22 protein-coding genes and 1 riboswitch are annotated in these 23,767 nt (G+C 69.9%); of the genes, 16 read left to right on the top strand and 6 right to left on the bottom strand.

Annotation, left to right across the window (positions count from 1 at the left end; all coding sequences use genetic code 11):
* Together L6Q67_RS07695 and L6Q67_RS07690 are read right to left on the bottom strand one after the other, a co-directional pair.
* Nucleotides 1-984: an iron ABC transporter permease gene (locus L6Q67_RS07695; RefSeq protein ID WP_296567752.1), complete on the bottom strand. Its 984-nt coding sequence runs from the start codon at nt 982-984 to the stop codon at nt 1-3.
* 54 nt (nt 985-1,038) lie between these two features.
* Nucleotides 1,039-2,844 (bottom strand): TonB-dependent receptor, encoded by a 1,806-nt coding sequence (locus L6Q67_RS07690; protein WP_296567699.1) that lies wholly within the window; start codon nt 2,842-2,844, stop codon nt 1,039-1,041.
* Nucleotides 2,845-2,976: 132 nt separating this feature from the next.
* Nucleotides 2,977-3,227, bottom strand: a riboswitch (cobalamin riboswitch).
* 97 nt (nt 3,228-3,324) lie between these two features.
* Between L6Q67_RS07690 and cobU the strand changes: the two genes are divergently transcribed.
* The 7 genes from cobU to L6Q67_RS07655 all read left to right on the top strand — a co-directional run bounded on the left by cobU (nt 3,325) and on the right by L6Q67_RS07655 (nt 9,855).
* Entirely contained in the window at nt 3,325-3,876 is a 552-nt protein-coding gene (cobU, locus tag L6Q67_RS07685) for a bifunctional adenosylcobinamide kinase/adenosylcobinamide-phosphate guanylyltransferase (RefSeq protein WP_296567696.1), read from the top strand.
* 161 nt (nt 3,877-4,037) lie between these two features.
* Nucleotides 4,038-4,343, top strand: a complete 306-nt coding sequence (locus L6Q67_RS07680) for a protease inhibitor I42 family protein (protein WP_296567694.1) — start codon at nt 4,038-4,040, stop codon at nt 4,341-4,343.
* 115 nt (nt 4,344-4,458) lie between these two features.
* Nucleotides 4,459-5,493: a nicotinate-nucleotide--dimethylbenzimidazole phosphoribosyltransferase gene (gene cobT / locus L6Q67_RS07675; RefSeq protein WP_296567692.1), complete on the top strand. Its 1,035-nt coding sequence runs from the start codon at nt 4,459-4,461 to the stop codon at nt 5,491-5,493.
* Between the two features lie 39 nt (nt 5,494-5,532).
* Nucleotides 5,533-6,306, top strand: a complete 774-nt coding sequence (locus L6Q67_RS07670) for an adenosylcobinamide-GDP ribazoletransferase (RefSeq protein WP_296567689.1) — start codon at nt 5,533-5,535, stop codon at nt 6,304-6,306.
* On the top strand, nt 6,291-6,842 hold the full coding sequence (cobC, locus tag L6Q67_RS07665; protein WP_296567687.1) for an alpha-ribazole phosphatase family protein: 552 nt from the start codon (nt 6,291-6,293) through the stop codon (nt 6,840-6,842). The genes L6Q67_RS07670 and cobC overlap by 16 nt, the downstream gene beginning before the upstream one ends.
* Nucleotides 6,843-7,070: 228 nt before the next feature.
* Nucleotides 7,071-8,933 carry a multicopper oxidase family protein gene (locus tag L6Q67_RS07660; RefSeq protein ID WP_296567684.1) on the top strand — a complete coding sequence of 621 codons (1,863 nt, stop codon included), beginning with the start codon at nt 7,071-7,073 and terminating at the stop codon, nt 8,931-8,933.
* 82 nt (nt 8,934-9,015) lie between these two features.
* Nucleotides 9,016-9,855 (top strand): alpha/beta hydrolase, encoded by an 840-nt coding sequence (locus L6Q67_RS07655; RefSeq protein ID WP_296567681.1) that lies wholly within the window; start codon nt 9,016-9,018, stop codon nt 9,853-9,855.
* Between the two features lie 12 nt (nt 9,856-9,867).
* Here L6Q67_RS07655 and L6Q67_RS07650 read toward each other — a convergent pair whose 3' ends face one another.
* Both L6Q67_RS07650 and L6Q67_RS07645 read right to left on the bottom strand, forming a co-directional pair.
* Nucleotides 9,868-11,466 carry a hypothetical protein gene (locus tag L6Q67_RS07650; protein ID WP_296567678.1) on the bottom strand — a complete coding sequence of 533 codons (1,599 nt, stop codon included), beginning with the start codon at nt 11,464-11,466 and terminating at the stop codon, nt 9,868-9,870.
* On the bottom strand, nt 11,466-12,098 hold the full coding sequence (locus tag L6Q67_RS07645) for an SCO family protein (protein ID WP_296567676.1): 633 nt from the start codon (nt 12,096-12,098) through the stop codon (nt 11,466-11,468). The genes L6Q67_RS07650 and L6Q67_RS07645 overlap by 1 nt, the downstream gene beginning before the upstream one ends.
* Before the next feature lie 226 nt (nt 12,099-12,324).
* On the opposite strand from L6Q67_RS07645, the gene L6Q67_RS07640 reads away from it, so the two are divergent.
* From L6Q67_RS07640 to L6Q67_RS07620, 5 genes are all read left to right on the top strand, one after another.
* Nucleotides 12,325-12,909, top strand: a complete 585-nt coding sequence (locus tag L6Q67_RS07640; RefSeq protein ID WP_296567673.1) for a hypothetical protein — start codon at nt 12,325-12,327, stop codon at nt 12,907-12,909.
* 123 nt (nt 12,910-13,032) lie between these two features.
* Complete coding sequence (locus L6Q67_RS07635; protein ID WP_296567671.1) at nt 13,033-13,671, top strand: paraquat-inducible protein A; 639 nt, start codon at nt 13,033-13,035, stop codon at nt 13,669-13,671.
* Nucleotides 13,668-14,321, top strand: a complete 654-nt coding sequence (locus tag L6Q67_RS07630; RefSeq protein ID WP_296567669.1) for a paraquat-inducible protein A — start codon at nt 13,668-13,670, stop codon at nt 14,319-14,321. The genes L6Q67_RS07635 and L6Q67_RS07630 overlap by 4 nt, the downstream gene beginning before the upstream one ends.
* Complete coding sequence (locus L6Q67_RS07625) at nt 14,314-15,951, top strand: MlaD family protein (protein ID WP_296567667.1); 1,638 nt, start codon at nt 14,314-14,316, stop codon at nt 15,949-15,951. The genes L6Q67_RS07630 and L6Q67_RS07625 overlap by 8 nt, the downstream gene beginning before the upstream one ends.
* The gene (locus tag L6Q67_RS07620) at nt 15,948-16,526 is read left to right on the top strand and encodes a membrane integrity-associated transporter subunit PqiC (protein WP_296567664.1); all 579 of its coding nucleotides are present in this window, start codon (nt 15,948-15,950) and stop codon (nt 16,524-16,526) included. Before L6Q67_RS07625 ends, L6Q67_RS07620 begins: the two co-directional genes overlap by 4 nt.
* Before the next feature lie 24 nt (nt 16,527-16,550).
* Here L6Q67_RS07620 and L6Q67_RS07615 read toward each other — a convergent pair whose 3' ends face one another.
* On the bottom strand, nt 16,551-17,186 hold the full coding sequence (locus L6Q67_RS07615) for a Clp protease ClpP (RefSeq protein WP_296567662.1): 636 nt from the start codon (nt 17,184-17,186) through the stop codon (nt 16,551-16,553).
* On the bottom strand, nt 17,179-18,840 hold the full coding sequence (locus tag L6Q67_RS07610) for an ATP-binding protein (protein ID WP_296567659.1): 1,662 nt from the start codon (nt 18,838-18,840) through the stop codon (nt 17,179-17,181). Before L6Q67_RS07610 ends, L6Q67_RS07615 begins: the two co-directional genes overlap by 8 nt.
* Nucleotides 18,841-19,040: 200 nt before the next feature.
* Between L6Q67_RS07610 and rfaE1 the strand changes: the two genes are divergently transcribed.
* From rfaE1 to L6Q67_RS07590, 4 genes are read left to right on the top strand one after another with little or no spacing between them, the layout of a single operon-like run.
* On the top strand, nt 19,041-20,303 hold the full coding sequence (gene rfaE1 / locus L6Q67_RS07605) for a D-glycero-beta-D-manno-heptose-7-phosphate kinase (RefSeq protein ID WP_367171631.1): 1,263 nt from the start codon (nt 19,041-19,043) through the stop codon (nt 20,301-20,303).
* A 2-nt stretch (nt 20,304-20,305) separates the two neighbouring features.
* Nucleotides 20,306-20,962, top strand: coding sequence for a tyrosine-protein phosphatase (locus L6Q67_RS07600; RefSeq protein WP_296567655.1), 657 nt, complete (start codon nt 20,306-20,308; stop codon nt 20,960-20,962).
* Nucleotides 20,959-22,704: a lipid A export permease/ATP-binding protein MsbA gene (msbA, locus tag L6Q67_RS07595; protein ID WP_296567646.1), complete on the top strand. Its 1,746-nt coding sequence runs from the start codon at nt 20,959-20,961 to the stop codon at nt 22,702-22,704. The genes L6Q67_RS07600 and msbA overlap by 4 nt, the downstream gene beginning before the upstream one ends.
* A gap of 9 nt (nt 22,705-22,713) precedes the next feature.
* On the top strand, nt 22,714-23,751 hold the full coding sequence (locus L6Q67_RS07590) for a polysialyltransferase family glycosyltransferase (RefSeq protein ID WP_296567644.1): 1,038 nt from the start codon (nt 22,714-22,716) through the stop codon (nt 23,749-23,751).
* Nucleotides 23,752-23,767 lie beyond the last annotated feature (16 nt).

Genomic DNA, 23,767 nt, shown 5'->3' with positions numbered 1-23,767 from the left:
TCATCGCGGGTGACGGGCCAGCAGGAAGAGGAACACCGGTACGCCGATGAGGGCGGTGAGCACCCCCACCGGCAGCTGGATGGGGGCGACCACGGTGCGGGCAGCGGTGTCGGCAGCGCACAGCAGCACGCCGCCGGCGAGGGTGGCGGCGGGGAGCAGCAGACGCTGGTCGTTGCCGATGGCCAGGCGCACCAGATGGGGCACGATCAGGCCGATGAAGCCCACCGAGCCGACGGTGGTGACGGCCACCGCGGTGAGCAGCGAGCCCAGGCCATAGACCAGGCCGCGCAGGCGCCCGACCCGCACGCCGAGGGCCCGGGCGGTGACTTCGCCCCGGGCCAGCAGGTTGAGCTCCCGGGCGAAGGGCAGGGCGGCGGCAAGGCCGATGGCCAGCAAGCCGAGGGCCGGCCAGGGGCGGGTGGCGCCACTGGCGTCGCCCATCAGCCAGAACAGCATGCCCTTGATGCGGCCTTCCGGGGCCAGGCTGAGCATCAGGGCCACCGCCGCGCCACAGCCGGCGGCGACGATGACGCCGGTGAGGAGGAGACGGGTCTGGGTCCAGGACCCGTCTCCGTGGGCCAGGCCGAAGACCAGCAGGGTGGCGCCGAGGGCGCCGATGAAGGCCCCCGCGTCGATCCAGCCTGCGGCGGCTCCGGCCAGGATGGCACCCAGCGCCCCGACCGCCGCGCCGCCGGAGATGCCCAGCACGTAGGGGTCGGCCAGGGGGTTGCGGAGCAGCACCTGCATCAGCGCGCCGGCCAGGGCCAGCAGGCCGCCGCAGGCAAAGGCGGCCACCGCCCGGGGCAGGCGCAGGCTGCGGATGATGTCCGCCTCCATGCCGCCCCCGGTGCCGGAGAGGGCCGCCAGCAGGTCGTCGAAGGAAACCGGCAGGGCGCCGGCGGAGAGGGACCAGGCGAAGGCGGCGAGGGCCGCCAGCACCAGGCCGGTGAGCACCAGGCCGGCGCGGCGGCGCACCGACAGCATGCCGGTATTGCGCCTTGCTGCCTGCCCGTGGGCCATGGTCCCTCCGCTCATGTCTTACTTCGGAGCGTAGCGTACGCCGAAGAAGACATTGGCGCCGGGGGTGTTGTAGCCGTAGGCGGTCTCGTACTGCTTGTCGAGCAGGTTGTTCACCCGGCCTTCGACAGCCCACTCGTGGGTGAGGGCGTACTTGGCGTAGGCATTGAGCACACCGTAGCCGCCCAGGGGCCGGATCTCGCCCGCCCGGTCGTAGCGGTCGCCGGAGCCGCGCCATTCCATGCCCACGGTGAGGGCCTGGATGCGCCGGCTGATGGCCAGGTTGGCGAACTTGTTGGCCCGGCGCTGCAGGCGCTTGCCGGTGTCGGTGTCCTTCGGGTCGAGGAAGTCCACGCTGGCGGTGAGATCGAAGCCCGCCAGCTGCCCGCCGTAACCCAGGGTGACACCCTCGAGTTTGGCGTTGGCCACGTTGCGGGGGATGAAGTTCTGGTCGTTGGCGATGAGGTTGCTGATGCGGTTGCGGTAGTAGGTGGCGCTCAGGTTGTGGCCGCCCTGCTCCCACAGCAGGCCGATTTCCTTGTTGTAGGCGTTTTCGGGTTTCAGCTCGGGGTTGCCGAAGCCGGGGTAGTACAGCTCGTTGAAGGTCGGTGCCCGGAAGGCCGAGCCGACGCTGCCCTGGACGCGCAGGCTGGGCAGGATCTGGTAACCGTAGCCGGCGTAGCCGGTGGTCTTGCCGCCGTACTGGGAGTTGTCGTCGTGGCGGGCGTTGAGCTGCAGCCGGTGGGCGTCGATGCTGGCGGTCCAGCCGAGCAGGAAGGAGTTGACCGAGCGGCTGACGTCGAAAGTGCCTTCGTTGGTGGCCTTTTGATGCAGGTTCTCGTAGGCCGCCAGCAGGGAGCCCACCGGCAGGCGCACGTCGTGCTGCCACATGAACTGGTTCTGGGTGGTCTTGATGGTGGCGCCGGTGGGGGCGTAGGAGGCGAAGTTCTCGTAGTCGTCGATGGACTGGCCGAAGCGCACGGTGCTGGTCCAGATATCGGTCAGGCGGTTGCGGCTGTAGAGGTTCCAGGCACTCTGGGCGGCGTTGTTGTAGTTGTCGTAAGTGCGGCCCGAGTCGTACATGGAGCGGCTCTCGGCATACAGCACCGAGCCGCCCAGTTCATGGCCGGCGGCGGGGCGCCAGGCGAAGTTGCCCGAGAAGTTGCCGTTGCGGTACAGGTCGTTGTCGGGGTTGTAGGTGGACAGCTTGCGGTTCTGGGCGCTGAAGCTGTCGGTATGGGAGTAGCCGCCGCGGGCCGAATAGGACAGCTGCTCGGTACCCCCGGCCACGCCGGCGGAGACTTCGCGGGTGCCGTAGCTGCCGGCGCCCACGAAGGCATTGATCTTCGGTTCGCCGCTGCCCTTCTTGGTGATGACCTGGATCACGCCGCCGATGGCGTCGGCGCCATACAGGGCCGAGGCGGGTCCACGAACGATCTCGATGCGCTCGATCTGGGACAGGGGGATGTCCTGCCAGGCAGCCGTGCCGAGGGTGGCAGAGCCCAGGCGCATGCCGTCCACCAGGAACAGGGTGTGCTTGGAATTGGTGCCGCGGATGGAGATGTCGGTGGCCTTGCCCGGACCGCCGTTGGAGCTCATCTGGATGCCGGGCTGGCGGGCCAGCAGCTCGGGCAGCGAGAAGCTCGGGCCGGCACGCTCGATCACTTCACGGTCGATCACGGTGATGTCGGCGATGGCCTCGTCGGCGCGCTGGGCCTGGCGGGTGGCGGTAACGGTCACCGTGGGCTGCTCGTTGTCGGCGGCCAGTGCGGTGAGGGGGAAGGCGGAGGCGACCGCGATGGCGGCAGCGGAAAGGCGGATGATCATCTGTTGGTTTCTCCCTTGCCCGGCCGCGTCCCCGCCGCCGGGTGGATTGCGCTTGGCGGTGCCGGGGGAGGAGGTGCAGAGAAGGTCCGGGAAGATCCATGACCGCGCTCGTCGCCACCACCCCGTGGCACTGCCGCTTCATGTGATCAAGGCCGGTATCCGGGCTCGCAAGCTGAGCCGGTGGGGCAGAAAGATGCCGGACCGGACGCGGTGTATCGCCTTCCCAGGCCTGGGGCCCAGTGGCGGTGTGACACACCTTGCGCTTGCTTACCGTTGCGGGGGCAGCACAGGCATTGCGGCTTCGGCGAGAAGCACGCGCACCTGTTTCCCGTTTAACTCCTGGTCTGGAAGACCCGTGGAGCACCTGGAACACGTTTGCCCGGTAAAGCCCATGTTGCACCGGACAGCCTGCGATAATACCACCGAAATCAGATACTTCCCGAAATTGGTTGACGTGCACGGAATGTTTGGAAGCCCACTATGCCCTGTGAATTGATCATTGGCGGTGCCCGTTCGGGCAAGAGCCGCCATGCCGAACAACGTGCTGCCGCCAGCGGCCTTCCGGTGCGTGTCATCGTCACCGCCGAAGCGCTGGACGAAGAAATGAGTGCCCGCATCGCCCGCCATCAGGCCGACCGGCCGGCCGGTTGGGGCGTGGTGGAGGCTCCCCGCGGGCTGGCCGCCGCGCTGGCGGCCGAGGCGGCGGAGGGGCGCTGCGTGGTGGTCGATTGCCTGACCCTGTGGCTCGCCAACCTGCTCGATGGCGCCGACGCCCTGCCGCCGGGCGGCGGCGGTGAGCTGCTGCCGGCCCTGGCCCGGGAGCGGGCCGCTCTGCTGGCCCTGATCCCCCGTCTGCCGGGGCAGGTCATCTTCGTGGCCAACGAGGTGGGCTTCGGCCTGGTGCCGGAGACCGCCCTCGGGCGCCTGTTCCGGGACGAGGCGGGGCGCCTCAACCAGGCTGTGGCGGCTTTGTGTGACCAGGTCACCCTGGTGGCGGCGGGCCTGCCGCTGACCCTCAAGGCAAGCCCCTGATGGCTTGTTTTTAATCCTATGTGATTAATTCTATTGGAATTTTTCGGGCTTCTCCGGAACTGCCGCACAGTCGTCAGGTGTGGTGGGTCACAGCGGATTTGTCCGTCGCAGTGCAACATCGGCTCCTATTACAAGATGTAACAGCGGGAGGAGTCGTCACCATGGATACCCAGCATCTTGCCAGCGGTATTGGTCAGCCCTGCCGCCTGGCCCTGCCTTCTCCGCCGGGGGGCGCCACCTGGTACGTGGATGCGTCCGCAGCCCCGCTGCAGGTGACGCTCGAGCAGACGGTCGGGGAGCCGGATGCCCGCCGGCCCCGCAGTCAGGTGTTTCTGCTCGTCGGTGCCGCACCCGGCGATTACGAGTTGCGTTTCGTGCTCAAGCGCGCCTGGGAAAGCCAGGTCCGCAACAGCCGGCGCGTGGTTTTCCAGGTGCGTGGCGGCGACCGCCGTGGCCTGAGCAGCTGAGCGTCACGGCCGTACCGGGGGTTGTCCTGCCGGTACGTGGGGTGGCGCGGCGCTTGAAATAAACGTCGCACCGTCCTAGCATCCGCGGCCTTGACCCCGCCTGCAGATGCGCCCCATGACCTTCGCCATTGTCCGTCCCGACCGCGGTCTCGCGGCCGCCCTCCAGCAGCGCATCGATACCAAGACCAAGCCCCTCGGCGCCCTCGGGCGGCTCGAGGCGCTGGCCCGCCAGATCGGCCTGATCCAGCAAACCCTCGCTCCCCGGCTCAGCAAGCCGCACATGCTGGTCTTTGCCGGCGATCACGGCGCGGCGCGGGCCGGCGTGTCGGCCTACCCCCAGGACGTGACCTGGCAGATGGTCGAGAACTTCGTCGCCGGGGGCGCCGCGATCAATGTGTTTGCCCGCCAGGTCGGCATGGATCTGTCGGTGGTGGACGCCGGCGTGGCCCGGGATTTCGGGGCCCGTCCGGGCCTGATCGACGCCAAGGTGGCGCCCGGCACCGCCAATTACCTGGAAATGCCGGCCATGGATGCTGCCCAGCGCGACACCGCCATCGCCCGCGGTCGCGCCCTGGCCCGGGAGCTCGCCGGGCAAGGTTGCAACGTCATCGGTTTTGGCGAGATGGGTATCGGCAACACCGCATCGGCCTCCCTCCTGACCCACTGCCTGACCTGTGCCGAACTGGACATCGTGATCGGCCGCGGCACCGGCCTGGACGACGCTGGCCTGGCCCGCAAGCGCCAGCTGCTGGCCCGTGCCGTGGCCCGTGGCGGCCGGCCGGGCGACCCCCTGGAGGCTCTGGCCCAGTATGGCGGCTTCGAGATCGCCATGATGGCCGGCGCCATGCTCGGTGCGGCGGAGGCGGGCATGGTGCTGCTCATCGACGGTTTCATCGTCACCAGCGCCCTGCTGGTGGCCCATGCCCTGTGTCCGGCGATCCTCGATTACTGCGTGTTCGCCCACCGCTCCCAGGAGCCCGGCCACACCGTGCAGCTGACCCATTTCAACACCGAGCCCCTGGTCCAGCTCGACCTGCGGCTGGGCGAAGGCACCGGGGCTGCCCTGGTCTACCCCCTGGTGCAGGCGGCGGTTAACTTCCTCAACGAGATGGCCAGCTTCGAGTCGGCCGGCGTCAGCGGCCAGCAGTGAGCCCGATGATCCCGGGGCGGCCACGCGGCACGTACTGACATGCTTCGCGCCCAGCTCGAACTGTTCTTCATCGCCCTCGGTTTCTTCACCCGGCTGCCGGTGCCCGGCTGGGTCGAGTTCTCGCCGGAGAAGCTTGGCCAGGCGGCGCGTTTCCTGCCCTGGATCGGCTGGATCGTCGGCCTGATCGGGGCCGGCGTGTATGGGCTGGCGGTACAGGTGCTGCCGGTGGATGTGGCCATCGTCCTGGCCATGGCGGCGAGCATCCGCGCCACCGGGGCCTTCCATGAGGACGGCTGGGCCGACACCTGCGACGGGCTCGGCGGTGGCTGGAACCGGGAGCAGATCCTGAAGATCATGAAGGACTCGCGGATCGGCAGCTACGGCGCCATCGGCCTGGTCCTGATGCTCCTTGCCAAGTACCTGGCGCTGGCGGATCTGGCGGCCGAGCAGGACTACCCCCTGATCACCGCCCTGCTGGTGGCGCACCCCCTGTCGCGCCTCGCCGCGGTGAGCCTGATGGTAGTGCTCGATTACGCCCGTGCCGACGACAGCGCCAAGTCGGCCTCCGTCGCCCGTCGCCCCACGGCGGCCGAGCTGGGCATCGCCACCCTGGGCGGCATCCTGCCCCTGCTGCTGCTCAACGCCGGGGAGGCCCTGACCGTGCTGGTGCTGACCGCCGTTGTCAGCGTGCTGGCGATGCGCACCTTTGCCCGCCGGCTGGGCGGCTATACCGGCGACTGCCTCGGCGCCACCCAGCAGGTCGCCGAGCTCGCCATCTACCTTGGAATCCTTGCCGCATGGAGCTTTACCTGATCCGCCACCCCCGGCCCGATGTGGCGCCGGGGACGTGTTACGGGCAGACCGATCTCGGGCTGGCCGAATCACCGCAGGTCGTGGCCGGGCGCCTGCGCCCCCTGCTGCCTGCCGATTACGCCCTGTACACCAGCCCCCTGCGCCGTGCCCGCCTGCTGGCCGAGGCCCTGGGCGCGCCCCAGGTGGACGCACGCCTGCAGGAGATCCACTTCGGCGAGTGGGAGGGGCGCAGTTTCGAGGATATCGGCAAGGCCGCGCTGGATGCCTGGTCGGCCGCGCCTCTCGACTTCGCCCCGCCGGGGGGCGAGTCACCACGCCAGATGGCTGCCCGCGCCCTCGACTTCCTGGCCGACCTGCGCCAGGCCGATCCCGCCGCCGCCGTGGTGGTCGCCCATGGCGGCCCCCTGCGTGCCCTGGCCGGGCAGCTCCTCGGCCTGCCGCCGGAGCACTGGCTGGGCCTGGATTTCGCCTGCGGTGAAGTCACGCGTCTGGATCTGCATGCGTGGGGCACGGTGCTGCGCTGGTTCAACCGCTGAGCCCGGAAGCGTCATTGGCAGGGAAGGGGATGAGCCAGTGGCGAAAAAACATCAAATACACATAAATTTGTAGCATGTAGTTACATTTATGGCGTTTGTATTGTTTGCATGGTTTTGCGATCGATTCCGATCGGATACTTGGGTCTGTGGGGCGACACCCTGTAAGGCGTACGTGGACACGTACATCACCGCGTGCTTTGGCGCGCCAGACTCAAAGGCATTCACACCATGGCAAACAGACGAAGCGTCCTCAAGGCGGGCGCGGCCGGACTCCTGAGCTCCCTTGTGCCCACCTGGGGCTACGGCCAGACAGTCCCCTCGGTCCTCGGTGCCCTGCGCAACAAGCAGTTCACCGATCTGCTGCCCAACCCCCTCGATCCGGCCAACCTGTTTGCCCCCGATGCCCCGGGGGGCACCAGCTATACCCTGGTGATCCGCGAATTCTCGGCCGCCCTGGGGCTGGTGGATGCCAGCGGCAAGGCGCTGTACACCACCCTGTGGGGCTACGGCACGCCCCTGCAGGCGCCGTCCTATCCGGGGCGCAGCTTCAATCTGCGCCGGGGAGTGGCCGTTTCCGTGCGCTATCAGAACGCCCTGATGAACGCCCAGGGGCCCCTGCCCCATCGCCTGCCCGTGGACACCACGCTGGGCTGGGCCAACCCGGGCAACCTGGGCGGGCGGGCGCCGGTGCCCCTGGTGGCCCACCGCCACGGCGGCGACCAGCTCACCGGCAGCGACGGCCTGCCCGAGGCCTGGGCCACGCCGGACGTGAACCGCGACGGCATGCCCGACTACCGGGGCCGCCTGTTCAGCGCCAGCTACACCTTCGACAATTCCCAGGAAGCCGGGCATCTCTGGTACCACGACCATGCCCTCGGCGTGACCCGCCTCAACGTGTACATGGGGCTGGCCGGCAACTACTTCATCCGCGACGCCAACGAGGATTACCTGGTCCAGGCCGGGCAGCTACCCGCCTACCCCCATGAAGTGCCCCTGTGCATCCAGGATCGCCAGTTCGGCATCAGCGGCGCCCTGCGCTACCCCGCCAGCGACCCCGAAAACCCCCAGGCACCCCAGCCCACCCACATGCCGGAGTTCTTCGGTGACGTCATCGTGGTCAATGGCGTGCCCTGGCCGCGCCTCGACTGCGAGCCGCGCCTGTACCGCCTGCGTCTGCTCAACGGCTCCGACTCCCGGGTGGTCCGCCTGAGCTTCAGCTTCGAGAACTTCCCCCAGAACCGCATGACCTTCTGGCAGATCGGCACCGAACTGGGCCTGATGAACAGCCCGGTGCCCCTCACCTCCCTGACTCTGGCCCCTGGCGAACGGGCCGACGTGGTGGTGGATTTCTCCAAGGTGGTGTCCTGGTGGCACGGCCGGGTGATCCTGCGCAACGACGCCAACACGCCCTTCCCCGACGGCGACCCGGTGCTGGCCGGCAGCACCGACCGGGTCATGGCCTTCAGCGTCTCCAAGCCGCTGGGTTTCTTCGGCCAGGGCAGCGCCGCCCTGACCAGTGCCAACCTGCCCGCCAACCTGCGTCCGGTGCATGGCCCGCTGCCCGTACCTTCGACGGTGGGGGCCACGGTGCGCAAGATGATGCTGTTCGAGGGCAATGATGCCTACGGCCGCCTGCAGACCATGCTCGGCACGGTCAACCCGGCCCCGGGCAACCCGGCCGGCCCCGGCTTCGGCACCTTCCTGTTCACCGACCCGGTCACCGAGAACATCAAGCTCGGTGCCACCGAGATCTGGGAGATCCACAACACCACCGTGGACGCCCACCCCATCCACCTGCACCTGGTGGATTTCCGGGTGCTCGATCGCCAGGGCTTCACCGGCGTGGTCCAGCCCAAGCCCATGGGCCCGGGCGGTGTGGCGGCGGGGGGCTACCTCACCCGTATCGCCATGGTCGGCGTGAAGACCCCGGCGCTGCCCAGCGAGCAGGGCCGCAAGGACACCGTGCTGGCCTACCCCGGCCAGGTCACCCGCATCATCGCCACCTTCAACCGGCCCGGCGAGTACGTGTGGCACTGCCACATCCTGTCCCACGAAGACCACGAGATGATGCGGCGCTTCATCGTCGTCTGAGCGCGGCAAGGCGGGGGTCGGCGCCCCCTGCCTTCCGTGCACGTCATATACTCGGCGCTTCTCCTTTCCGCCCGCAGTGCCCATGGACTCCTTTTGCGCCGATGATGGCGAACGCATCCATCTGAAGATCTCCGGCCGCGGTGCGCCGCTGGTGCTGCTCCACGGCTGGACATCCACCCACCGGGACTGGAACCCCTTCCTCGAAGATTTCGAGGCCCATCACCAGGTGCTGCGCTGGGACGCCCGGGGCCATGGGGGCCATGCGCTGCGCACCGCGAGCGCGCCCACGGTGGAACGCATGGCCCGGGATCTGCACAATCTGCTGGACAACTATGGCCTCGACAAGGCCGTGGTGGTGGGGCACTCCATGGGGGCCCTGACCCTCTGGCAATACCTGCGCGATTTCGGCAGCCAACGCCTGTCCCGGGTGGTGATCATCGACCAGTCGCCCAAGCTGCTCACCGATGCCGGATGGACACGCGGTATCTACGGGGATTTCGATCATCGTCGCAACGCCCGCTTCATGGGTGAGCTGGAGGGTGACTTCGCCGAAGCCGTGCTGCGCCTGGCGGCCTTCGGCCATAACGAACGGGCCCGGGCCAAGTACCTGGAGAACGGTTCCGGCATCGAAACCGCGCGCCAGCGCCTGCGTGCCCTCGATCCGCGGCCACTGATCGATTGCTGGGCCAGCCTGAGCGCCGCCGACTACCGCGAGGTGTTGCAGACCATCCTCATCCCGGCCCTGCTGGTGTATGGCGGCGCCAGCAATTTCTACTCCACCGGCACGGCCGAATATGTGCGCGACAGCATCCCCAATGCCCTGTTGCACATCTACGACGGGGTGGACCACGCCCCGCACCTGTGGGAGCGGGGGCGCTTCATCCGCGACCTGCTCGACTTCGTCGCCCTGCCTGCAGGCTGAACCCGGCCCGGCCTAGGGCACGATCCACTCGCCGTCCACGGCCAGGTTGCCGTCCTGCTCGATGCGCATCAGATAGGCGCCCTTGGAGCCGTAGCGCTGCCCCGGCCCCAGAGTGAAGCGCGGGAAGGCGCTGGCGGTGGCGCCGGCGTAGGAATCTTCCACCAGCTCCAGCAGGTAGTCCCGGGAATGGCGCTCGCCCAGGGTGTACAGGGCCCGCGCGGTGATCTCGCAGGCCGCGTGGGTGTTGCCCTGGGTGCGCTCCGTATCCCGCGCCAGGCTCAGGCCCTGGGCGCTCATCCAGCTGCCCAGGTTGAAGACCATGCGGCTGAGGCGGGCCTCCGGGGCGTCGAAGGGGTAGATCACGCGCAGCCCGGCGCGCCAGGGCGGCGGAATGCCCCGGGCATCCGGCGCACGTTCCAGCCCGGCCAGCGTGCCCGACACCAAGACCGGGGCGGCGGATGGCCACGCCCGGCGGCCCGGCAGGCGCGCCAGGTCGGCGGCCCCCAGCCATAGCATCAGCACGTCACCGGCCTCCGCGGGGGGCAGCAGGCCACGCCACGCGGCCTCATCCAGGGGGTCGTGGAAGGTCCGGTCGAGCACCGTCACGGCATGGTCGGCGAGGGCGGCGCGCAGGGCGGCGGCGCCTGCACGGCCTGTGTCGGAAGGGTCGAAGACCTGGATGACGCGCTTTGGCAGGCGGTCCTGTTCCAGCAGGTGACGGGCCAGCACTGCCCCTTCCAGGGCCATGCCCGGCCACAGGTAGACCGAGGCGCGGGGTGCCGGGCCGGGCAGGTCGGTGTTGGGGAACAGGCAGGGCACGCCTTCGGCCTCGCAGAATTCATGTACCGGCGCCCATTCACGACCGATGCCCGACACCAGCGCGAAGGCCGGCTGCTGGCGCATCCGTGCCTCGAGCTGGGTGCGCCAGCCCTCGGGCGGGCCGGACAAGGCCCATTCCTCCAGCACCCAGGGGCGCCGGCCGCTGCCGGGGGGCGGGCTGCGCCCGGCGATGCAGCGCCGCAGGACATCCCGCATGGCGTCCCGCTGGCGGGGCTCGGCGTCGGGCGTGACGACCGTGGCCAGGTGCAGGGCGGTGCTGCCCACGCCTGGCACCGGGCCTGCGCCGAGGCTTTCCAGCCAGGCCTGGAGCGCTGTCAGCTCCCGGTCGCTGAGGGTGTAGCGGGGCATCAGCGGGTCGAGGGGACGCCCGCCGGGGCCCATCCCTTCCCGCAGGGCCCGGGCCAGGCCCGGGGTGTCGTAGGCCGGACGGGTGCGGAAGCCATGATCGAGCAGGGCCACACCGGCAGCCCGCCGGGGCGCGTGGCCGGCCGGGGTCTGGCCGGGGGCGAACAGGACGGCGCCGGTGACCGGCGGCACCACCACCACCCCCTCGACGGTTCCCATGCCGCTGCGGCGGTGGCACTGAGCGCAGGCCAGATCGCGGCCGCGCAGCACTTCACCGCCGGGGCGCCAGCCCGCCAGCGGGCTGCCATCGGCGCGCAGGCCCTCCAGGTAAAGGCGCCGTCCTTCGGCGAGCAGGGCCTCGTCGGCGTGGCTCGGGCCGGGCAGGGCGAGCAGCAGCAGCAGGGTGAGGGCGAGGCGGCGGCGCATCAGGGCCGCGGCGGCAGCATCGGGCGCAGTTCGCGCAGGATGTCGCCGGCCTGGGCCAGGCCGTCCAGGCGTACCCAGGGCTGGCCGGGGCCGCGTCGCAGGAAGCTCACCGGGGTGTGGCCCATCTTGTCCGGGCGGTAACTGTTGAAGGCCTTCTGTACCGCCGTGCTGGCCGCGGTGCTGCCGGTGAGGAAGAGCCAGGGCTCGGCGGCGCCGAACTGGCGGGCGTAGTCCTTCAGGCGCCGGGGGGTGTCCTGCTCCGGGTCGATGGAGACGGAGACCAGGCGCACCCGCTGGCGGTCGGCGCCGAGGCCTTCCTGCACCTCCGCAAAGATCCGCGTCATCGGCGGGCAGATGGCCGTGCAGCTGGTGTAGATGAAGTTGAGCAGCACCGGGCGGCCGTCATCCAGGGCATCGGCCAACACCAAGGTGGCCCCGTCCTGGCTGCGCAGGCTGACCCGCGGCAGGACGACGCTGGTTTCGCTGCGGCTGACAGCCGATGCGGCGTGGTGGTGGTGATGGTGGTGGGCGTGCTCGTCGCCGGCCCGGGCAGTGAGAGGGGTCAGGCCAAGGAGCAGGAGGCCGGCAAACAGGGCGGGGGCGTGGCGGAAAGCGGGGAGGCGTGAACGCATGATCAGGGTCTACATTGAAATTGGGCCAGATCCGGGGACGGCCGACGCGCCGCTGGGGGGCGGCTTTGGCGACCCGGGTGCATGGGGGCAAGTACACCATGTCTTGCGCCCGAGGGTAATTGTGAAAAACGTTAAATACGTTAATCATGGCAAAAGCGATGAGAGGGCGACCTCGCCCGGTGTTACGGTGGGCGCTATTGAACGACATTGGGATGAGAGGCTCTTGATGAACGGATTCGACTTCAACCGCGTGCCGCGCATCCTCCTGACCCTGGGCGTGATCACGGTTGCCGGCCTGTGGATAGCTGAGGAAGCCGGCTTGCTCGAGATCGCGCCGCCGGCGGGGGCCCACCCGGCCGACCTGCCGCTGGCGACCCCCCTGCCGACGCGGATCGTGCTCCAGGGCGTGATTGCCGGTGATCGCAGCACCCCGGGCGTGGCCATCCTGGCCGAGGCGGGGCGGCGTCCGGTGCTGGTGCCCGAAGGCGCCGCGTTCAACGATGATCTGCGGGTCGAACGGGTGCTGCCCGACCGGGTGGTGCTGCGTCAGCGCAGCTCGGGGGCGCCGATCGTGCTGCCCCTCAGCCTGATGCCGGGTGATGTTCCGGTCGGCTCGGGCATGGAGACCGGGCGGGGGGCCGACCCCCAGTGGCGGGACGAGATTCCGCCGCCGCCCGTGGAGCGGACGCCGTCCGCCACCGTTGAGGCGCTGCCGGCGGAGCGCATGCCGCCTCCGGTGGATGCCTCGGGGCCGCCTCCCGGCAGCGGCCTGACCGGGCCTGCGTTGCCCGGACCCAGCGCCGGCCGCTGATTTCCGCTGCCGCAGCAGGCGGCCCGCCGGCTGCCTGCCCGCCCCGGGGGAGGCCCCCGGGGCCACCCTTGCGCCCGCCGTGCTTGCACCGCACAATTGGCCGTCATTATCCGGCGCCAAGCCATGCCCGCACCCGACGCGCACCTGACCCTGCCTGCCGATCTGATCGCCTGTCACGAGTGCGATCTGCTGCAGACCGAGCCTCAACTCGCCCCCGGCGAGACGGCCCGCTGTGCGCGCTGCGGAGCCTTCCTGGCGCGTAACCCGCCGGACAGTCTCGACCGCAGCCTGGCCCTGAGCCTGGCGGCGGCGATCCTCTACCTGATCGCCAACATCCACCCTCTGGTGGGCCTCGAGATGCAGGGGCGGCGCGTCGAGGTGACGCTCTTCGAGGCGGTGCAGATCCTCTGGAAGGGGGGTGTCGAGCCCGTGGCGGCCCTGGTCTTCATCACCGCCCTGCTGTTTCCGGTGCTCGAGCTGCTGATGTTCCTGCTGGTGCTGGTGCCCCTGCGCCTCGGCCGGGTGTCGCCGCGGCTGGCCACCTTCTTCCGCCTGGTCCGCTCGGTGCAGCCGTGGGGCATGATGGAGGTCTTTCTGCTCGGCATGCTGGTGTCCCTGGTCAAGCTGTCGCACCTGGCCACGGTGGTGCTCGGCACGGCCTTCTGGGCCACGGCGGCCCTGATCGTGGTGCTGACCCTGGCCGCCCGGGCCTTCGACACGCGCCTGCTGTGGCAGGCCCCGCTGCCCGGGGCGCTCCGGTGAGCGGCTTGCCCCTGACGGCCCGGGAGGCCGGCCTGATGAGTTGCCACGTGTGCGGCCAGCTCGCCGGGCTGCCCGAGGGCGGGGCGCACGGCCTGCGCTGTCCGCGCTGCGGCGCACCGATGCACATGCGCAAACCCGCCAGCCTGTCCACCACCTGGGCGCTGATCGCGGCCGCGGTGCTGCTCTACATCCCGGCCAACCTGCTGCCCATGATGGTCACCGCCTCCCTGCTCGGCAGCCAGCAGGACACCATCATGAGCGGCGTGGTCTTCCTGTGGCAGTCGGGTTCGTGGCCGCTGGCGGCGGTGGTGTTCTTTGCCAGCGTGATGGTGCCCCTGCTCAAGATCCTGGCCCTGGTCTACCTCGTCGCCTCGGTCCAGCGCCGTTCCCGGCACAACCTGATCCAGCGTACCCGCCTGTACCGGATGGTGGAGTTTGTCGGGCGCTGGTCCATGCTCGACATCTACGTGATCACCATCCTGGTGGCGCTGGTTCAGTTCCAGGGGCTCGCCACCATCCAGGCCGGTCCGGCCGCCGTGGCCTTCGGCGCGGTGGTGGTGCTGACCATGTTCGCCGCCATGAGCTTCGACCCGCGTCTCATCTGGGACCCCCTCACCGACACCGCTTCCCCCCGGCCTCCCCATGACTGACCCCACCCCTCCCGCCCTTCCCGTCGCCGTGGTGGACCGTCCGCGGCGCTTCCGCATCCCGCTGGTATGGATCATCCCGCTGGTGGCAGCCCTGATCGGCGCCTTTCTGGCTGTGCGCACCTACTACGAGCAGGGGCCCACCGTGACCATCACCTTCGGCACCGGGGTGGGCCTGGAGCCCGGCAAGACCCGCATCAAATACAAGGACGTGGACGTCGGCCAGCTCAGCGCCGTGACCCTCGCCGCCGATGGCAGCCACGTCGTCGCCACCGCCAAGCTGGCCCGCGAGGCGGCGCGTCTGCTGGTGGACGACACCCGCTTCTGGGTGGTCAGCGCGCGGGTCTCGGGCAGCTCCGTATCCGGGCTGGACACCCTGTTGTCGGGGGCCTACATCGGCATGGACGTGGGCAAGTCCGATGAGTCACGGCGGGATTTCAAGGGGCTCGACGAAGCTCCGGTGATCAGCATCGACGTGCCCGGCCGCTACTTCGCCCTCGAGGCCCCCTCCCTGGGCTCGCTGGACGTGGGCACGCCGGTGTACTACCGGCGCATTCCTGTGGGGCAGGTCACCGGCTTCCGGCTCGATGCGACGGGCAAGCACGTCGATCTGCGGGTCTTCATCAAGGCGCCCTACGATCGCTTCGTCACCACCGACACCCGGTTCTGGAACGCCAGCGGGGTGGACGTCAAGCTCGGGGCCGACGGGGTGCAGGTGAACACCGAATCGCTCACCTCCATCGTGGCCGGCGGCCTGTCCTTCCTGACCCCGGAGACCAGCGAGGCCGCGCGGGCACCGCAGGAGCACGTCTTCCACCTGTTCGACACCCGCGAGCAGGCCCTCAAGCAGCCCCATACGACGATCCAGCACTACCTGCTGCGCTTCACCGAGAGCGTGCGCGGCCTGTCGGTGGGGGCGCCGGTGGAGTTCCGTGGCATCCAGCTGGGCGAGGTCAGTGCCATCCACGCAGACATCCAGAAAGGCGCCACCGACCTGGGCCTGCTGGTCGAGGTGGCCATCTACCCGGGGCGCATGCAGGCCCGGCCCGACTCGGACAAGCAGACCTTCTTCGGCAAGGACTACAGAGACAAGGATTTCCGCGAGTTCATCGACAGGCTGGTGAGCAGCGGGCTGCGGGCCCAGCTGCGCAACGGCAACCTGGTCACCGGCCAGCTCTACGTGGCCCTCGATTTCTTCCCGGGGGCCAAGCCGGGCAAGGCGGACTGGGCGGCCAGGCCGCCGCGCCTGCCGACCCAGCGCGGCAGCCTGGACGAGTTGCAGACAACCCTGCTGCGCATCATCGACAAGCTCGACCGGCTGCCCCTCAACGAGATCGGCCAGGACACCCGCAAGGCCATCGTCGGCCTGGGGCGCACCGTCGACGAGGCGGAGGCGCTGGTCAAGCGCATCGACGGCCTGGCCAATGGCGACGTGCGCGACACCGTGGTCGAGGCCCGGGCGGCGATTGCCGACACCCGCAAGCTGCTGGCCACGGATGCGCCCCTGCAGCAGGATCTGCGCGCCAGCCTGCAGGAACTCACCCGGGCCGCCCAGGCCCTGCGCCATCTGGCCGACACCCTCGACCGGCATCCCGAGGCCCTGTTGCGCGGCAAACCCGAGGAAAAACCATGAAGCGGCTCTCCCTGATCCTGGCCTGCAGCCTGCTGGCCGCCTGCAGCAGCACCCCGCCGGTGCGCTACTACACCCTCGGGGCGCTGACGTCGGCCGGGTCGGCTGCCCTGGGCAGCGGTCCGAGCCTGGTGGTGGGGCCGGTGGGGGTGCCGGCGAGCATCGACCGCCTGCTCATCGTGCGCCAGGTGGATGGCGCCCGGGCCGACGTGGCCGAGGGCCATCGCTGGGCCGCCCCGCTGAAGACCGAGATCGCCCGCCGGGTGGCGGTGGAGCTGGCGCGGCGCAGCGGCAACGGCCGCATCGTGGCGTGGCCCCAGTCGAGCATTGCCGAACCCGAGATGAGCCTGCCCATCGATGTGCTGCGCTTCGATGCGGAGGGCTTCGAGAAGGTGAGCCTGGAGGTGGTGTGGACCCTGCGCAAGGGCGGCAAGGACCTGGCGGGTCGGCGATTCGTGGCCACCGAGAAGGTGGCCGAGCCCACCTGGGAAGCCCTCGCCCTCGCCCACGGGCGTCTTGTCGATGCCCTGGCGGCCGACATCGCCACGGCCCTCCCGGCCGGTACCCGCGGGCCCTGAGGGGCACCGGCCCGGGTGCGGTGCTCAGGCCGGGGTCTTGCCCTTGCGTACGGCCGGCTTGCGCGGCGCGGCCTTTGAGCGGGTCGGCTTGATCCGCGCCAGGCGCCGGCGGATCTCGTCCGAATCCATCCATAGATCGCTGCCCTGCAGGATGTGGCTGATGTCGGTGGCGCTCAGGAAGGGCGAGCACAGGCGCGTGGTGACCTTCTCGAACCAGCTGCCCAGGGCGTGCACCTCGGCCAGCTGCTCGCTGCCCTTGCCGGCGAAGCTGCTCGAGTAGGTGTGGAACATCAGCTGGCAGTTATCGTGGACGATCAGCTCGTCACCGCTCAGGAAGATGAAGGCCGCCATCGAATAGGCCCGCGCCTCCAGCACGGTGATCACGTGGGCGTCCGAGGCCAGCATGTTGTTGATGATCTGCAGCCCGGTGTTGAAGTCGCCGCCGGGTGAGTTGATGTGCAGGTAGATCAGGTCGGTTTCGGCCGCGCTGCGCAGGGTGTAGAACAGCTCGGTGTAGTACTGGGGCGCCTGCAGCTCGCCGCACAGGTAGTAGGACACCTGGTGCAGCGGCACGTGCCGCTCGTAGCGCACCAGCCCGCCAAATGGCTCCACCTCGTCGTCGTCTGCTTCGGCATTCCGTCCGCGGCTGTGGTCAAGCATGATGGACTCCTTCACGCGTACCCGATCCGGACAGTATGCGACCGGGCCAGCCTGGCCGGCAAGGCGCGCCGGGGGCCGCCTCGACGGGCAGCTCCAGCTTGAAGATGCGGTGCCGGTGCGCCTCGCCCCACAGGCGCCCACCATGGGTGTCCACGATGGCCCGACTGATCGCCAGGCCGGCATCCAGGGGGCCGGCCCCGCCTGCCGCCGGCCCGTCGAAGAGGCGCGCGGCGTGCTGGGTGGTGAGGCCGAGGCCCGAGTCCTCGATCTGCAGGCAGACCCGCTCGGTGCTTTCCTGAAAGGCACTCAGCAGGATGCGGCGGGGGTGGCGCGGACTGTCGCCGACGGCATCGAAAGCGTTGGCGAGCAGGTGGCGCAGCACCACTTCCAGTTGCAGGCGGTCCGCCCACAGGGACACCGCCGGGAGCGCATTGACCTTCAGCCGCACGCCCTCCTGTTCGGCCTGGTTGCGGAAGGGGGCCACCGCCGCCTCCACCAGCGTCTCCAGGGCCACGGACTCCAGGCGGGTGGGCTCCGCCCGGTAGAAATCCTGCAGGCGCCGCACCGTCGCGTCGGCCCGGGCCGACTCCCGCTGTACGCACTGCACGGCCGCGAGCAGCTGCTCGGAGGTAGCGCCCCGCTCGATCAGGCGTTCGCAGGCGCCGGCATACGCACGCAGGGCGGTGAGAGGCTGCTGCAGCTCATGGGCCAGGGCACCGGCCATCTCGCCGGCTGCGGCCAGGCGCAGGCTATGGCGCAGTTCGGTGCCGGTACGCCGCTTTTCATCCACCACCACGCCGACGAAGAAGCCCACCAGGGCCATGGCCAGGGCCAGGATCTGGAGCTCGGCGACGGTGACCGCGCTGTAGTCGAGCAGCTGCACCGCGACGATGACCCCCAGCTGCAGGAAGGCGGCGCAGATGATGGCCCCGGCCATGCCCTGGCGTCCGGCGGCCCAGGCGATGGGCAGGAAGAGCAGGTAGAACAGCTTGAAGCCGTTGTGTCCGCCGATACCGAAGGCCAGCCACAGGGTGGCCACGGCGAGGGCCAGATAGCCACCGCTTTCCGGCTGGCGAATGGCCTGCAGCAGCTGCCGGCGCCCCTGCTCATTGCCCAGCCACCACAGCAGGGGCATCAGGATGGCGATGCCCACCCCGTCGCCGACCCAGAAGCGCAGCAGGGCCTGCCACCAGCCGCTCGGCACCAGAAACCCGCCCAGGCGCAGGGAGAACACGTACAGGAGGCTCACCAGCAGGGTACCCAGGGCCACCCCGATGAACCAGGTGACCAGGGCCCGGCGGGTATTCAGCAGGCTGTCCCGGGGCAGGATGCGGGCCAGCTCCGAGCCCAGCGCCACATAGCCGGCAGCCAGTACCAGGCTGGTGCCCAGCAGGGGCCAGCGCAGGGGCTCGAAATCGTAGACGACGAAATCGCCCAGCACGACCGCCAGCACCGTGGCCAGCCAGGCGCTGCGCCCATGCCGGATCAGGAACACCAGCCCGAGGGCCGGGGCCGGATTCCACGGGGTGATGTTCAGCCCCCACAGGGGATGGATGAAGCTCACCGCATCCAGGGCCAGGTACAGCCCGATGAAGGCGAGCTGCTCCGGTAGCCGGCCGAACCAGTCGGTGGAGCCCTTGATGCCGCTAGTCATGCCGGGCAAAAATCCGTGGGCTGCGAGGAGTGCAGGAGTGCGTCATTGGCATATTGTGACGTGAGTCACAGGCTTTCGGGAGCGTTTGTTGAGGTCGGCATCGGGCGGCTCCGCCCCCGCCCCTTCGCGCCCCTCCACCCTTGATGCGATAATCCGTCCTTTATTCCTCCGGTGCCTGCCTCGCAGGTGCCTGTCAGCGCATGCATTTCTCCCTGCCGGACTTCTCCGCCTGCCGCGTGCTCGTGTGCGGCGACGTGATGCTCGATCGATACTGGCACGGGGCCACGGCCCGCATCTCGCCCGAGGCGCCGGTGCCGGTGGTGCAGGTGAAGAACGACGAAGTGCGCGCTGGCGGAGCGGGCAACGTGGCCCTCAACGCCGCCTCCCTGGGGGCGCGGGCGCGGGTCATCGGCCTGGTGGGTGACGACGAGGCCGGTCGCCTGCTGGATGACAATCTGGCCGCCCGCGGGGTGGACTGCAGCTTCGAGCGCCTTGTCGATGCCCCCACCATCACCAAGCTGCGCGTCATCTCCCGTCAACAGCAGCTGATCCGCCTGGATTTTGAAGAGCGTTTTGCCGCCGGCCATGCGCCGAAGGTGGCCGCTGCCCTGGCCGCCCACCTGGAGGGCGTGGATGTGCTGGTGCTGTCGGACTACGCCAAGGGCACCCTGGCCGATGTGCCGGCCCTGATCGCCCTGGCCCGGGCCCGGGGCGTGCCGGTGGTGGTGGACCCCAAGGGCACCGATTTCTCCCGTTACCGGGGCGCGACCATCGTCAAGCCCAACCTGTCCGAGTTCGAGGCCGTGGTCGGCCCCTGCCCCGACGAGGCCACCCTGATCGCCCGGGGCGAGGCCCTGCGCGCCGAGCTCGACCTGGATGCCCTGCTGGTGACCCGCGGTGAGCAGGGCGTGACCCTGCTCCAGCGCGGCCAGCCGGCCCACCATCAACCCACCCGGGCGCGGGAGGTGTACGACGTGACCGGCGCTGGCGACACCGTGTCGGCCGCCCTGGGCTGCGGCATCGCCGCCGGCCTCAGCCTGCTCGAGGCCACCGCCCTGGCCAACCTGGCGGCGGGCGTGGTGGTGGGCAAGCTGGGCACCGCCACTGCCACCCTCGACGAACTGTATGCCGCCATGGACGTACACGAGCCCCTGGCCCGGGGCTGCCTGGGCCTCGCGGCGGTGCTCTCCGCGGCCCAGCGGGCGCGCAGCGCCGGCGAGCGCATCGCCGTGCTGCCGGGCCCTGTCGGCCAGCCCGACGCGGCGCTGCTCGCCACCCTCGAGCAGGCCGGGCGCCAGGCCGACCGGGTGCTGATCGTCGAAGCCGCCGACACCCCGGCCGACACCCTGGCCCTGCTCGCCGCCCTGCGCCCCGTGGACTGGGTGGTGGCCCTCGATGCCGCTGGCCGCGACACCCTGCTGGCCAGCCTCGGCCCCCACCTGCTGCTGCCCGCCCGCCCATGATCATGGACATCTCGACCACCAGCGGCCGCATCCGGGCCTGGCTGGACATGCACCTGGTGGATCACGGCGCCGTCCGCGCCGTGTACAGCAACTTCTACGACCTGGGCGGCGGCATGTACCGCAGCAGCCAGCCCAGCCCGGCCCAGCTCCGCAAGTATCGTGACCGCCTCGGTCTCGCCAGCGTGATCAACCTGCGCGGCGCCCACGGCTATGGCTCCTATGCCCTCGAAAAGGAGGCCTGCGAGCAGCTCGGCATCGCCCTCCACGACGTCAAGCTTTACTCCCGCACGCCCCCCGAGATCGAAGAGGTGCACGCCATGGACGCGCTCTTCCGGAACATCCAGTACCCGGCCCTGCTGCACTGCAAGTCGGGCGCCGACCGGGCCGGCCTGGGGGCCGCCCTGTACCGCATCCTGCACCTGGGCCACCCGGTCGAGGCCGCCATGGCCGAGCTGGGCTGGAAGTACGGCCACTTCAAGCAGGCCAAGACCGGCGTGCTGGATTTCTTCTTCGCCACTTACGTGGCCCGCAACCGCCAGTCGCCCATCGGCTTTCTGGAGTGGGTGGACACCGAATACAACCGCCTCGAGATGCACGACCGTTTTCGGGCCGAAGGCTGGGCCAGCCTGATCGTGGACAAGGTCCTGCACCGGGAATGAAGAACTCCTTCCAGCTGTACCGCCGCCTGCTCGGCTCCCTCCGCCCCTATGGCAAGGTGGTGGCCCTGTCGGTGCTGGCGATGATCGCCGCGGCGTCCCTGGAGCCGGTGCTGCCGGCCCTGCTCAAGCCCCTGGTGGACGAGAGCCTGATCAAGAAGAATCAGGTGGCCCAGTGGCAGGTGCCCCTGTTCCTGATGCTGGCCTTCCTGGCCAAGGGCGTGGCCGAATACGCCGCCAACGTATCCAGCCAGTGGATCGCCAACAAGGCCATCACCGACCTCCGCCAGCAGGTCTTCCGCCACCAGATGCACCTGCCCATCCCGGTGCACCAGGCCGAGACCGGCGGGCGCATGTTGTCGCGCATCCTCTACGACATCCCCCAGGTGGGCGCGGCCCTGTCCAACGCCTGGATCATCGTGGTGCGCGACACCCTGATCATCATCGGCCTCACCGGTTACCTCATCTACACCGCCTGGGAACTGACCCTGGTCATCGTCGCCATCGCCCCCATCGTGGCCTGGCTGATCCGGGTGGCCAGCCGCAAGCTGCGGGGTTCCAACCAGCAGATGCAGGACACCACCGGCCGCCTCACCGGCATGGTCGAGGAGACCCTTGGCGGGGTGCGCGAGATCAAGCTCTTCGGCACCCACGATCACGAAGACCGGCGCTTTGCCGAGGTGGCCGAGCGCCTGCGCAGCCAGACCATGCGCACCGTGCGGGTGTCGGCCATCAACGTGCCCCTGGTGCAGGTGCTGGCTGCCGCCGCGGTGGCCACGGTGATCTGGACGGCCACCTCCCTGTCGGCCCAGGACAAGCTCAGCCCCGGCGAATTCGTGTCCTTCGTTACCGCCATGTCCATGCTCTTCGAGCCCATCCGCCGCCTCACCAACATCAACGCGGTGATCCAGCGCGGCCTGGCCGGCGCCCAGAGCATCTTCGAGCTGCTCGACACCCCCGCCGAGGTGGACACCGCCACCGGCCAGTTCCCCCGGGCCCGGGGCGAGCTGCGCTTCGAGGACCTCAGCTTCGCCTACCCCGGGCAGACCGAAGCGGCCCTCAGCCACTTCAACCTGGAGGTACACCCCGGCCAGACGGTGGCCCTGGTGGGCGCCTCGGGCAGCGGCAAGACCACCCTGGTCAATCTGATCGCACGTTTTTACGAACCCTCTTCCGGCCGCATCCTGCTCGACGGCACGCGCCTCGACGCGCTGCCCCTGGCCCACCTGCGCCAGCAGCTAGGCTGGGTCGGGCAGCAGGTGGTGCTGTTCGACGACAGCATCGCCGCCAACATCGCCTACGGCCGGCCGGATGTGCCCGAGACCGACATCATCGCCGCCGCCCGTGCCGCCCACGCCATGGAGTTCATCGACACCCTGCCCGAGGGCCTCGCCACCAGGGTGGGGGCCAACGGCAGCCAGCTCTCCGGCGGCCAGCGCCAGCGCATCGCCATCGCCCGCGCCTTCCTGCGCGACGCCCCCGTCCTGCTGCTGGACGAAGCCACCTCGGCCCTCGACAACGAGTCCGAGCGGGCCGTCAAAGACGCCCTGGTGGAGCTGCGCCGCAACCGCACCGTGATCGTCATCGCCCACCGCCTGTCCACCATCCGCGACGCCGACCGCATCATCGTCATGGAGCGCGGCCGCATCGTCGAGGCCGGCACCCACGATGCGCTCGTCGCCCGCGGCGAAGCCTACGCCCGCTTGCTGGCCAGCGGCGAGCAGGTCGCCCGGGACGAGGCCTGAGGTCATCCCATGAGCGACCGCGTTGCCGTTTATTTCGTCGCCTCACCCCTGCAATACCTGGCCGCCCGGCGCATCGCCGAAGTCCACGAGGCCGACGCCCGCCAGGTGCTGGTGTGGTACAAGCCGGGCGTCACCCCCATCGTCCGCGAGGCCGACTGGGACGCCGCGGTGTACATGCCGTGGCCGCGCTGGGAGCCTCTGCCCGGCCCCTTCGGGCGCCTGCGCCGCCAGCGCGCCAACATCCGCCTGGTGGCGGGCCTGGTGGGGCGCTGCAGCGCCCTGCACATCCACAGCGCGGTGTTCGACACCGAGGCCATCAACTACTTCCTGCGCGCTCTGCCCAAGGCCGCCGGGGCCACGCAGATGCACGCCCGCATCCTGCCCGACGGCCTCATCAGCATCCGCCGCTATCCCCTCAGCCTGCCTAAGCGCCTGGCCCAGTACGCCCGCAAGCTGCGCCGGCTGATCGCCCCCGAGCTCGATTACTGGTGCTTCTCGGGGGATCGCATCGGCTCCGACGCGCCCTTCTGTGACCGCGTCTACGTGCTGCCCGGCCTGCCCCACGAATACCCCGCCGACAAGGCGGTGGCGCTGCCGCCCCTGGTCACCCCCCGGGGCGACGCGGTGGCGTCCGGCGGCCCCCGGCGGGCGCTGGTCATCGGCCAGCCCCTGGTGGGCGCCGGCCTGATGAAGCCCGCCGACCGTGACGCCGTGAGCGACGAGATCCACGCCTGGCTGGCCGCCGAGGGCATGGCGCAGGTGTTCTACAAAGGGCACCCGAAAGACCCGGAGCGCGAGCTCAACCACCCCGACTACAGTGTGGTGACCCTGGCCGAGCCCCTCGAGGTGCATCTCGCCAACACCCCCTACGACGCCGTGGTGGGGGTGCGCTCCAGCGCCCTGCTGTTCGCCCGCCAGACCAGCCCGGCCAGCACCCGGGTGGTGGCCTTCGGCTGGGACCGGGTGCGCTTCAAGTCTGCTGATGAAAAGCGCCAGATGAGCGACGCCTTCCGCACCACCGGGGTCTGCCTCCACGATGCTTCCTGAGCGACTGCCTGGATCG

It is taken from the genome of Zoogloea sp., from assembly GCF_023150065.1.
Taxonomy (GTDB): Bacteria; Pseudomonadota; Gammaproteobacteria; order Burkholderiales; family Rhodocyclaceae; genus Zoogloea.
Note: the sequence above shows the minus strand (reverse complement) of the source record. Positions and strands in the feature narration are given on the sequence as shown.